Source organism: Acidovorax sp. CCYZU-2555 (assembly GCF_018413525.1).
Classification (GTDB): Bacteria; Pseudomonadota; Gammaproteobacteria; order Burkholderiales; family Burkholderiaceae_C; genus Comamonas.
In genome coordinates this window covers 46,252-57,131 of sequence record NZ_JAHCDD010000007.1, presented here as the reverse complement: position 1 = coordinate 57,131, position 10,880 = coordinate 46,252, and the positions used below count along the sequence as shown (strand labels likewise).

General features: G+C 64.7%; 8 protein-coding genes and 3 tRNA genes. 4 read left to right on the top strand and 7 right to left on the bottom strand.

Translation table 11 applies throughout. The features are described 5' to 3' along the window. Positions 1-50: 50 nt before the first annotated feature. A complete protein-coding gene (locus KHY18_RS03920) occupies positions 51-1,280 on the bottom strand; it encodes a multidrug effflux MFS transporter (RefSeq protein WP_213294523.1) in 1,230 nt (409 codons plus the stop codon). Positions 1,281-1,502: 222 nt separating this feature from the next. On the opposite strand from KHY18_RS03920, the gene KHY18_RS03915 reads away from it, so the two are divergent. Then, on the top strand, positions 1,503-3,320 hold the full coding sequence (locus KHY18_RS03915; RefSeq protein WP_213294521.1) for a methyl-accepting chemotaxis protein: 1,818 nt from the start codon (positions 1,503-1,505) through the stop codon (positions 3,318-3,320). Between the two features lie 18 nt (positions 3,321-3,338). Here the strand turns inward: KHY18_RS03915 and KHY18_RS03910 are convergent, their stop codons facing one another. Beyond that, positions 3,339-4,364, bottom strand: coding sequence for a hypothetical protein (locus KHY18_RS03910; RefSeq protein WP_213294520.1), 1,026 nt, complete (start codon positions 4,362-4,364; stop codon positions 3,339-3,341). Here KHY18_RS03910 and KHY18_RS03905 point away from each other — a divergent pair. After that, positions 4,363-4,593, top strand: coding sequence for a hypothetical protein (locus KHY18_RS03905; protein WP_213294519.1), 231 nt, complete (start codon positions 4,363-4,365; stop codon positions 4,591-4,593). The genes KHY18_RS03910 and KHY18_RS03905 overlap by 2 nt on opposite strands. Here the strand turns inward: KHY18_RS03905 and KHY18_RS03900 are convergent. From KHY18_RS03900 to KHY18_RS03880, 5 genes are all read right to left on the bottom strand, one after another. Next, positions 4,581-4,656 (bottom strand) — tRNA-Lys (locus KHY18_RS03900). The two genes, KHY18_RS03905 and KHY18_RS03900, sit on opposite strands and share 13 nt — an antisense overlap. Before the next feature lie 30 nt (positions 4,657-4,686). Beyond that, a tRNA-Lys gene (locus tag KHY18_RS03895) sits at positions 4,687-4,762 on the bottom strand. 75 nt (positions 4,763-4,837) lie between these two features. Continuing rightward, a tRNA-Lys gene (locus tag KHY18_RS03890) sits at positions 4,838-4,913 on the bottom strand. A 67-nt stretch (positions 4,914-4,980) separates the two neighbouring features. Continuing rightward, positions 4,981-5,865: an NAD(P)-dependent oxidoreductase gene (locus KHY18_RS03885; protein ID WP_213294518.1), complete on the bottom strand. Its 885-nt coding sequence runs from the start codon at positions 5,863-5,865 to the stop codon at positions 4,981-4,983. Between the two features lie 155 nt (positions 5,866-6,020). Continuing rightward, positions 6,021-6,998, bottom strand: a complete 978-nt coding sequence (locus KHY18_RS03880) for a GMP reductase (RefSeq protein ID WP_213294517.1) — start codon at positions 6,996-6,998, stop codon at positions 6,021-6,023. 275 nt (positions 6,999-7,273) lie between these two features. On the opposite strand from KHY18_RS03880, the gene KHY18_RS03875 reads away from it, so the two are divergent. Further along, a complete protein-coding gene (locus tag KHY18_RS03875; protein WP_213294516.1) occupies positions 7,274-9,715 on the top strand; it encodes a UvrD-helicase domain-containing protein in 2,442 nt (813 codons plus the stop codon). A gap of 8 nt (positions 9,716-9,723) precedes the next feature. After that, complete coding sequence (locus tag KHY18_RS03870) at positions 9,724-10,839, top strand: FUSC family protein (protein WP_249728895.1); 1,116 nt, start codon at positions 9,724-9,726, stop codon at positions 10,837-10,839. Positions 10,840-10,880 lie beyond the last annotated feature (41 nt).

The window sequence follows — 10,880 nt, the reverse complement described above, 5'->3', positions numbered from 1 at the left end:
GCAGGCTGAAACGAGAAGACCCGCCGCGGCGGGTCTTTTTCATGCCGGAGTCAGCCCGTGGTCTGACGGCCGATATCGGGCCAGCGCCAGTGCAGATAGACCCAGGCCACCAGGCCGATCAGCATCAGCGACAGGGACGAGACCGCCAGCCCCAGCGTCGAGTGCATCACCAGCGGCGCGAGCAGGCCCGCGACCAGGCCGTTGGCGGCCGAGCCTATGAAGGCCTGCAGCGACGAAGCCATGCCGCGGCGTTCAGGGTAGAGGTCCAGCACCAGCAGCGTGACGACCGGCACCATCAGCGCCCAGCCCAGCGAGAACAGCGCGATCGGCAGCATCGCCCAGCTCGCGTGCACGGGCAGCACCAGCGTGGCGATGACGTTGAGCACCGCCATCAGCAGCATGATCACGAAGCCATGGCGAATCTGGCGCTTGGGTGGAATGCGGCCCGCGAGGCGGCCGCTGAGCCAGGCGCCGGTCATGATGCCCGAGATGATCAGCAGGAACAGCCAGAAGAATTCAGTCGGGCCCAGCCCCAGATGGTCGCCCAGGAACGCGGGCGCGGCCATCACGTAGAGGAACATGCCGTTGAACGGCACGCCGCTGGCCAGCGCGAGCAGCAGAAAGCGCGGGCTGGTGCCCAGCTTCCAGTAGCCGCGCATCAGGTGGCGGGTGTTGAACGGCTGGCGCAATTCACTGTGCAGGGTTTCGGGCAGCAGGCGGTAGTTGATGCTCCACAGCAGCACGCCGATCAGCGTCAGGAACCAGAAGATGCTGTGCCAGCCCGCGAGCACCAGCAGCCAGCCGCCGGCAATCGGCGCGATCGCCGGTGCGGCGCCGAAGAACAGCGTCACCTGGCTCATGACCTTTTGCGCTTCCGAGGGCGGGTACATGTCGCGTATCACCGCCCGCGAGACCACGATGCCCGCGCCCGTCGACAGCCCTTGCAGCGCGCGAAAGAACACCAGCTGCCCTATGTTCTGCGACAGCGCGCAGCCCGCCGAAGCCAGCGTGAACACCGCCAGCCCCCACAGCACGACCGGCCGGCGGCCAAAGCTGTCGGCCAGCGCGCCGTGGAACAGGTTCATGAAGGCAAAGCCAAACAGATAGGCCGACAGCGTCTGCTGCATCTGCACCGGCGTCGCCCCGAGCGCCTGGGCAATGCCCGAGAAGGCGGGCAGATAGGTGTCGATCGAGAACGGGCCGAGCATGCCCAGCAGGGCCAGCAATATCGACAGGGTCCAGCGCGGGCCGCGCCAGAGTTGTTGGGCTTGAGGGTGCATGGGTGTGGCTAGGAGAGGGCAGCGCAAGCGGCACGCCGGGCTGGTGTGCAGGCTGCGTGCCGATTGTGCCGTGCAAAGCAGAAGTCCGCTGCGCACGCCGCTGCCCGCAGTCTGGAATGCCGGTGTTGCACTCTGGTGACAGCTAAAGCCCCAGTCTGTGAATGTCACACGTGTCACGCCGGGCGGGTGCAACAATCTGCCGCACTTGTTTTGAGGATCTTTATGCAGCTTACCCTTCGGGCCCGCCTTATCGCGCTGAGCATTGCCGTCGTCACCGTGGCGATGCTCGCGCTGGCCGCGGCCAACTTCCTGACCGTGCAGGGCCATGTCCGGTCCACCGTCGATGTCGAAAGTCGGCAACTGGTGGCGGCACAGGCGCGCGCGCTCGGCGACTGGGTCGAGACCAAGCGGCTGCTGACCCATACGCTGACGCAGGCCATTGACCAACCGGACCCGCGCGGCGTGGTGCAGGCGCTGCGCGATGGGGGCGGTTTTTCCGACGCCTATGTCGGTTTCCCGGACAAGCGCACGATTTTCCTCAATCCCATGCCCGACAGCTACGACGTGACGTCGCGGCCCTGGTACCAGCAGGCGGTCAAGGAAGGCAAGCCCATTCTGACCACGCCTTATCTGTTCACTTCGCCGCCCGAAGTCGGCGTGACGTTCGCCGAGCCCGTGGGCCCCGCGGGCAATCCGACGGCCGTGGTCGGCACCGATGTGCTGCTGACCACCGTGGTGCGCAACGTCGCGGCAATCCGCCCCACACCCGACAGCTTCGCCTTCCTGGCGAACCGCGCCGGAGCGATCGTGACCCATCCGGACACCGCGCTGACGCTCAAGCCGGTCTCCGCGTTGTCGCCCAATCTTCAGCCCGCGACCCTGGACGAAATCGCCCAGGCAGGCACCGGCATGCGCACCGACATCCAGGGCACCGACTACCTGCTCTACGGCAGCCCCGTTCCCGGCACCGATTGGCAACTGGTGATCGCCGTGCACCGCGACCAGGCGCTGGCCTCGATCGGCACGTTGCTCAAGGTCTCGGCGTTGACAGTGGTGGTCTCGCTGACCCTGGCCATCCTGGTGCTGGGCGCGGTGATTGCGCGTTCCCTGCGCCGGCTGGCGCTGGTGCGCGATGCGCTCGACGACATCGCTTCGGGCGAAGGCGACCTCACGCGCCGCCTGTCCACGCACGGCCACGACGAGCTGACGCAGATTTCGCGTGCGTTCAACCAGTTCGTCGACAAGATCGCTGCCGTGCTGCTGCGCATCCGTGAATCGTCCGAGGCCGTGCGCCTGGCGACCACCGAGATCGCCAGCGGCAACCAGAACCTGTCGGCGCGCACCGAACAGCAGGCCAGTTCACTGGAAGAGACCGCGGCCGCCATGGAGCAGCTCACGGCCACCGTGCAGCAGAATGCCGAGAACGCGCGCCAGGCCAATCAGCTGGCCACGGGAGCTTCCGAAGTCGCCGCGCATGGCGGCACGGTGGTGGCCCAGGTGGTGCAGACCATGGGCGGCATAGAGACGTCGTCGCGCAAGATCGCCGACATCATCGGCGTGATCGACGGCATCGCTTTTCAGACCAACATCCTGGCGCTCAACGCTGCCGTCGAAGCGGCCCGGGCCGGAGAGCAGGGCCGCGGCTTTGCGGTGGTGGCCAGCGAAGTGCGTGTTCTGGCGCAGCGCAGCGCGACCGCTGCCAAGGAGATCAAGGGGCTGATCGACGAGTCCGTGCAGCAGGTCAATGCGGGCAGTCGGCTGGTGCATGACGCGGGCGAGACCATGGGCAAGGTGGTCGACAGCGTGCGCCGCGTGACGGCCATCGTCAACGAAATCAGCCATGCCAGCCAGGAGCAGAGCACGGGCATTGTCGAGGTCAATACCGCCGTGAGCCATATGGACCAGGCTACGCAGCAGAACGCGGCCCTGGTCGAGGAGGCGACGGCCGCCGCGCAGTCGCTGCAGCAACAGGCGGCGCAACTCGCCGATGCGGTCGCGGGTTTCAAGCTCGAGGCGCAGGCGCTGCGCCGCCTGCAGTGAGCCCGCGCACGGCACGCTTCAGTATCGCGACTCGATCTTGGTGATGATGAAGTTGATCAGACGGACATTGTCGATCGACGGCATCTGATCGAGGGCAGTGACCTGTTCGTCATCGTGCTGGAACCACTTCCCATCCTTGACATAGGCCAGGTAGTGTCCGGCATTGTCGCTGCCGCGGAACTCGACGACTTCGCGCGGTTCCAGCGTGAGGGTCGTCATGCGCTTGCCGTCGGCCGTGGCCACTTGCAGTTGCACGGTTTGATTGAAGTTGAAATTCCGGTTGCTGACCAGTGCGCCATTGACCGCGTTTTCCATTCTGACGGTCAGATACCGCGTTTTTCCGCGCAGCTTGAATTGCCAGGCGCTGGGTTGGGTGCGGTCAAGGATTTCCTGCAAGGTGTCGCTGGCGCTCGCGGGCTGAAGAATGTTCGCGTACTCTTCGCTGGTCTTGAAAGCGTTGGCGTCGTTCTGGAGCACCAGGCCGCCGGTGTAAAGCGTGCGCAGTTCAAAGGCTTGCGAGAGCTTCATCAGGAATTCGTTCGCATCCTGTTGCCGGCCCACGAGGGGAAAGTTCAGCATGCCCGCATCGTTGAGCGATGAAAAAGCCGGCAGCTTCTGCAGGCTGGCAAAGAAGTTTTCGAGCTCCTGTCGCGAGGGAGCGGTCTCGGAGTAGCTGTTTTCAATCAGCTGCACAAAATTCTGTGCGGCTTCGCGCTGCGCTGCATCGCCCGTGGCCGCCAAAGCGTTCAGGTGCTGCACCAGCGGCTTTGTGCCTATCGAATGGACCAGGAACTTCAGCGTGGCGTTCGCATAGCAGGTGCTGCCGAGATTGCTGAACCCCTGCATGGTGCGCGGGTTGGCCTCGGGCTCCTTGAGCAGGAGCGTTTCGCCCGAGTTGGCGTAGTGGGTCTGCTGTTGCGCACTGACTGGGCTCGATGACAGCGGCGCGAGCGGCGAAATCAGTGGGTTCGGGGCATGGACTGCACTCGGTGCATCGGTTGCGGCAGGCTCGTCCCCGCTTTCGCCGCCACAGGCGGTCAGCATGAGTGCGGCGCAGATTGCAGGAATGCAGTGGGTGAACTTTGGTGGGCGCATGGTTTCTTCCTTCATTTTTGCAACTATTGAGGAAGGTAAGTGCCCTTTTCTATCGATAGGTTCCAGCTATCTATATTTATTTTTCAATTGTTTTTTTGTGGTGTTCATGCTTTTTTGCCGCGCACAAAGAAAAAAGCCCACTTCTTGCGAAGTGGGCTTTTTGATTGGTGGGTCCTGAGTGATTCGAACACTCGACCTACGGATTAAGAGTCCGCTGCTCTACCAGCTGAGCTAAGAACCCAATTGTTTTGTTAGACCACTGAATTGAAAGTGGTGGGTCCTGAGTGATTCGAACACTCGACCTACGGATTAAGAGTCCGCTGCTCTACCAGCTGAGCTAAGAACCCATCTTGAAGGTACCAGGCAAACCTGGAACTTCCAAAACGTTGTGCACCGATCTTGCGATCACTGCGCTGAAAAAGTGGTGGGTCCTGAGTGATTCGAACACTCGACCTACGGATTAAGAGTCCGCTGCTCTACCAGCTGAGCTAAGAACCCACTTTTCCCTTGCGTTAGCAAGCGAGAGCTGGATTATGCACTAGTTTTTGCATGCCCGCAGAAAAAATCAGGCCATGGCATTGCGACTCGCCAATTCGACGAACAGGCCGCTGTGGTCCAGATCGCCCAGGCCATGTGCGACGCTGTCGGCGTAGAGCTGCTCGAACAGGCCGGTGATGGGGGCATCGAAGCCGATTTCGGCGGCCGTGGCCAGCGCGTTGCGCAGGTCCTTGAGCTGCACCGTCATGCGCCCGCGCGGCGCGAAGTCGCGTTCTTGCATGCGCTGACCGTGCAGCTGCAGGATGCGGCTGTCGGCAAAGCCGCCGCCTAGCGCTTCGCGCACCCTGGCCACGTCGGCGCCGCCTTTTTCCACCAGCAGCAGCGCTTCGGCGACCGCGCCGATGGTGATGCCGACAATCATCTGGTTGGCCAGTTTCGCGAGCTGGCCCGCGCCGTGCGGGCCTACATGGGTTGCGTGCCCCAGGTGGGCGAACACGGCTTGCGCGCGTTCGAAGTCTGCGGCCTTGCCGCCGGCCATGATGGCCAGGGTGCCGGCTTCGGCGCCCACGGTGCCGCCCGAGACCGGGGCATCGAGGTGGGCGATGCCGCGTTCGCCCAGGCGCGCCGCATGGTCGCGCGCTTCGCTGGGTTGAATAGAGGCCATGTCGATGAACAGGCTGGCATCGCGCATGGAGGCGGCCGTGCCCTGGGCGAACAGCACGTCTTCGACCACCGACCCGTTTTCGAGCATGCTGATGACGATATCGGCGCCGGCCACGGCCTGGGCGGCGGTGTCGTGGACTTGCGCGCCGTCATCGGCCAGCGGCTGGGCGCGCGCGCGTGTACGGTTCCAGGCATGGACTTCGTGGCCGGCCTGGCACAGCCGGCGCGCGATGGGCAGGCCCATCATGCCAATGCCCAGTACGGCGATCTTCAACGGGGTAGAGGGCATGTCTTCGAACATCCTTGATGAAGTGCGGTGGGCACCCGCGAACTCATCGTGCGTACCGCATTGAAAAAGCCCGGGGCATGCAATGCCCCGGGCCCCTATCATCACCGTTATCGGCGCCCCAAGCTGTCACTGAGCTTGCAGGCCTGGTGTCGGCTTTACATCAGCAGGTGTTCGCCCGCGTTGTCGCCGCCCAGGGTCACGTAGTTGACCTTGCGGATGTCCATCAGCTTCTTGCCGCCCGAGTAGCTGATCGAGCTCTGGATGTCCTGCTCCATTTCGATCAGCGTGCTGGCCAGCGTGCCCTTGACGGGTTCGAGGATGCGCTTGCCTTCGACATGCTTGTACTCGCCCTTGTTGAAGTCGGAGGCCGAACCGTAGTACTCCTTGAACTTCTCGCCGTCGACTTCGACGGTGTTGCCCGGCGATTCCTCGTGGCCCGCGAACAGCGAGCCGATCATCACCATGCTCGCGCCGAAACGGATGCTCTTGGCGATGTCGCCGTGGCTGCGAATGCCCCCGTCGGCAATGATGGGCTTGGTCGCGACGCGCGCGCACCACTTGAGCGCCGACAGCTGCCAGCCGCCCGTGCCGAAGCCGGTCTTGAGCTTGGTGATGCAGACCTTGCCCGGGCCTATGCCGACCTTGGTCGCGTCCGCGCCCCAGCTTTCGAGCTCGATCACGGCTTCTGGCGTGCCGACGTTGCCGGCGATCACGAACGACTGCGGCAGCTTCTGCTTGAGGTAGGCAATCATGTTCTTCACGCTGTCGGCATGGCCGTGGGCGATGTCGATGGTGATGTATTCGGGCACCAGTCCCAGTTCGACGAAACGGTCGACGGTGGCGTAGTCGGGTTGCTTGACGCCCAGCGAAATGGAGGCAAAGCAGCCCTTGGCCTGCATGTCCTGCACGAATTTCACGTTGTCGAGGTCAAAGCGGTGCATCACATAGAAGTAGCCGTTCTGCGCCAGCCAGGTGCAGATAGCCTCGTCGACGACGGTCTTCATGTTGGCCGGCACGGCCGGGATGCGGAACGACCGACTGCCCAGCGTCACGCTGGCATCACATTCCGAACGGCTTTCCACACAGCACTTGCGGGGCAGCAGAAGAATGTTGTCGTAGTCGAAGATTTCCATGAATTTCCAAGCTCCATAAAGGGTCGCCGCGGAACAATTTCCGTGGCGATGGGGCGCTTGGCCTGGAGACCGGTTGGCGGACGCTGCCGCTGGAGGCGGCCACCGCAGGCCCGCAGGGCGCGGGCACAAAAAACCGGACCACAAGAAACTTGGGCCCGGTGATTGATTCTACCCGCATGCGTGAACCCCCGTGGTGCGACCACCTTGAGAGTGGGGCAGCAAGGCTTTTGATGCCGGCCATGGTCAGGTGAGGGCGGGGTTTCTACAATCGCAGCATGTTTCCTCTTGACCTGCTTTCCGCCAGTGCGCCCAGCACTGCGCCTGCCTCCCCCCTGCTGGCCGACCTCAACGAGGAGCAGCTCGCGGCCGTGACGCTGCCCGCGGGCCATGCGCTGATTCTGGCTGGCGCCGGTTCGGGCAAGACCCGGGTGCTGACCACGCGCATCGCCTGGCTGCTGCAGACCGGCCAGGCCACGCCCGCGGGCATCCTGGCCGTGACCTTCACCAACAAGGCCGCCAAGGAAATGACGGCGCGGCTGTCGGCCATGCTGCCGGTGAATGTGCGCGGCATGTGGATAGGCACGTTCCACGGCCTGTGCAACCGCCTGCTGCGCGCCCACCACCAGGCCGCGGGCCTGCCCCAGGCCTTCCAGATTCTCGACATGCAGGACCAGCTGTCGGCCGTCAAGCGCCTGTGCAAGCAGCACAACGTCGACGACGAGCGCTTTCCGCCCAAGCAGCTGCAGTACTTCATCGCGGGCTGCAAGGAAGAAGGCCAGCGCCCCGGCGATGTCGCGGTGAAGGACCCCGACACGCGCAAGAAAGTCGAGTTCTACCAGCTCTATGAAGAACAATGCCAGCGCGAAGGCGTGGTCGATTTCGGCGAGCTGATGCTGCGCAGCTTCGAGCTGCTGCGCGACCAGCCGCAGCTGCGCGCCCACTACCAGCGGCGCTTCCAGCACATACTGGTCGACGAGTTCCAGGATACCAACCGACTGCAGTACGCCTGGCTCAAGCAGCTCGCGGGCGACGAGGTGGGCGGCGAGATGCGCACCCAGGGCTCGGTGATCGCCGTGGGCGACGACGACCAGAGCATTTACGCTTTTCGCGGTGCGCGCGTGGGCAACATGGCCGACTTCGTGCGCGAGTTCGACGTGCAGCGCCAGATCAAGCTCGAGCAGAACTACCGCAGCTACAGCAACATTCTCGACTCGGCGAATGCGCTGATCAGCAACAACAGCCGCCGCCTGGGCAAGAACCTGCGCACCACGCAGGGCCCGGGCGAGCCGGTGCGCGTGTACGAGGCGCACAACGACCTGGCCGAAGCGCAGTGGATGGTCGAGGAGATCCGCCAACTGGTGAAGAACGACGGCTTCGAGCGCCAGCAGATCGCCATCCTGTACCGCAGCAATGCGCAAAGCCGGGTGATCGAGACCGCGCTGTTCAACGCGGGCGTGGCCTATCGCGTGTATGGCGGTCTGCGCTTCTTCGAACGCGCCGAAATCAAGCATGCACTCGCCTATCTGCGCCTGCTCGAGAACCCGCATGACGACACCAGCTTCATGCGCGCGGTGAACTTTCCGCCGCGCGGCATCGGTGCGCGCACGGTCGAAGTGCTGCAGGATGCGGCGCGCAGCGCGGGCTGCTCGCTCAGCGACGCCGTGACGGCCGTGCCCGGCAAGGCCGGCGCCAACCTGGGCGCCTTCGTCGCCAAGATCGAAGTGCTGCGCGAGCAGACCCAGGGCAAGAACCTGCGCCTGATCATCGAGGCCGTGCTCGAGGAAAGCGGGCTGATCGAGCACTACCGCAACGAGAAGGAAGGCGCGGACCGCATAGAGAACTTGCAGGAACTGGTGAATGCGGGCGAAAGCTTCGTGACCCAGGAAGGCTTCGGCCGCGATGCCGTGGCGCTGCCGCTCGACGAACATGGCCAGGCGCTGCGCCAGAGCCCGGCGAGCCAGGGCATAGATCCCACGCAGCCCATGCTCGACCAGGTGCTGCCAGGGTTGCAGCCGGCCGCGGGCATTGTCGACATCGACACCGGCGAAACGCTGTCGCCGCTGGTGGCCTTTCTCACGCATGCGGCGCTCGAAGCCGGCGACAACCAGGCCCAGGCGGGCCAGGACGCGGTGCAGCTGATGACCGTGCATGCGTCCAAGGGCCTGGAATTCGACGCGGTGTTCATCGGCGGAATGGAAGAAGGCCTGTTTCCGCACGAGAACGCGATGAGCGACAGCGGCGGCCTCGAAGAAGAGCGTCGCCTGATGTACGTGGCGATCACGCGCGCGCGCAAGCGCCTGTATCTGAGCCATTCGCAGACACGCATGCTGCACGGCCAGACGCGCTTTCATATGAAGAGCCGCTTCTTCGACGAATTGCCCGAGGGCGCGCTCAAGTGGATCACGCCCAAGCAGCAGGGCTTTGGCACGTTCACGCCCCAGTCCTCGGGAGGTTACGGTGGCGGGGGCTACGGCGGCAGCCGCGGCGGTTTCGGCGCCAAGACCGAAACCTTTGCGAGCCCGCCCGTGCCGCCGCAAAAGGCCGCGCCCAGCCACGGCCTGCGCGCGGGCATCGCGGTGTTCCACAACAAGTTCGGCGAAGGCAAGGTGCTGGCCATCGAAGGCACGGGCGACGACGCGCGCGCCCAGGTCGACTTCCCGCGCCACGGCACCAAGTGGCTGGCGCTGGCGATCGCCAAGCTGACCATCGTGGATTGATATCGACCATGGCTGAAGAAAAAGACCCGGTCCAGGCGGCTTCGATGGCGCGCACTGCGTTCCATCTGCTGCATCCGCAGCAGTTGCATGACAGCCTGGCGCTGGCGCCGCAGCTGTCGCTGCGCATCGCGCTGATCGCCGGGCTGCAGGCCAGTTTGGCCGTTCTTGCGGCGCTGGTGCTGACGCTGCTGTCGCCCTGGCCCGAGCTCGTGGGTTTTCCGGCGCTGGGCGCGCTGGCAGCCTTGTTCGGGCGCTTTGCGCCGCTGCAGCGGCGCCGGCGCATCGTCGCCGCATGCGCGCTGTTGCTGTTGCTGGCGGTGTTCTTTCCCACGCTGGCATCGCTGTTCGGTGCGAGCGAATGGGCGCTGGTGCTGGTGCTGGCGCTCGTGGCCGGCGGCTCGACGGTGGCCGTGAGCCGCTGGAACCTCGGCGGCCCGGGCGCGGTGATCATCGTGTTCGCCGCCGGTGCATCGCTGCACCCGGTGGCGACCTGGCAGGAGCTGGCCGCGCGCCTGCTCGCGACCGCCGCGGGCGGCCTGATCGGCTGGCTGGTCTGCTGGCTCACCGACGGTCTGCGCGCCAAGGAAGTGCGCGTGCTGCAGATTCCCGCCGTGCGCATTCCGCCGATGTCGCATCAATGGATTGCGGGCGCGCGCATCGCCGCGGGCGCGGCGATCGCAGCGTTGCTTGCCTGGTTTGCGGGCGCGCAGCACCCGGCCTGGGCGGCGATCGGTGCGACCGCCGTGATGCAGGGCAGCCATCTGCATGTGACCATGAGCCGCGCGCTGCAGCGCCTGGGCGGCACCGTGGTCGGCGCCTGCCTGGTCTGGCTGATCCTGGCCCAGCAGCCGCCGCTGTGGGTCATCGTGCTGGCAATTGTCGTCTTCCAGTTTCTTACCGAAGTGATCATTGGTTTCAACTATGCACTCGGGCAGATCACGGTAACGCCGATGGCGCTGTTGATGACAATGCTCGCGTCGCACGCGCCGACAATGGGAAACATGCCTGTCGAGCGCGTCGTGGACACCCTGCTGGGCGCGGCGGTCGGGATCGTGCTGGCCGTGCTGTTCTCCAGCGTGGATGACCGCGTTCATCTGGCCGAATTGCGACGCAAGAAAGCCTGAGCGCGCAGACGACATGTCTTGTGTCGTGTTTCACGCTATCG

Excerpts from the sequence above, each read along its gene's own strand:
- KHY18_RS03920 (WP_213294523.1), bottom strand. The coding sequence starts at position 1,280 with ATGCACCCTCAAGCCCAACAACTCTGGCGCGGCCCGCGCTGGACCCTG.
- KHY18_RS03875 (WP_213294516.1), top strand. The coding sequence starts at position 7,274 with ATGTTTCCTCTTGACCTGCTTTCCGCCAGTGCGCCCAGCACTGCGCCT.
- KHY18_RS03885 (WP_213294518.1), bottom strand. The coding sequence starts at position 5,865 with ATGCCCTCTACCCCGTTGAAGATCGCCGTACTGGGCATTGGCATGATG.
- KHY18_RS03915 (WP_213294521.1), top strand. The coding sequence starts at position 1,503 with ATGCAGCTTACCCTTCGGGCCCGCCTTATCGCGCTGAGCATTGCCGTC.
- KHY18_RS03880 (WP_213294517.1), bottom strand. The coding sequence starts at position 6,998 with ATGGAAATCTTCGACTACGACAACATTCTTCTGCTGCCCCGCAAGTGC.
- KHY18_RS03870 (WP_249728895.1), top strand. The coding sequence starts at position 9,724 with ATGGCTGAAGAAAAAGACCCGGTCCAGGCGGCTTCGATGGCGCGCACT.
- KHY18_RS03905 (WP_213294519.1), top strand. The coding sequence starts at position 4,363 with ATGAGTGCGGCGCAGATTGCAGGAATGCAGTGGGTGAACTTTGGTGGG.
- KHY18_RS03910 (WP_213294520.1), bottom strand. The coding sequence starts at position 4,364 with ATGCTGACCGCCTGTGGCGGCGAAAGCGGGGACGAGCCTGCCGCAACC.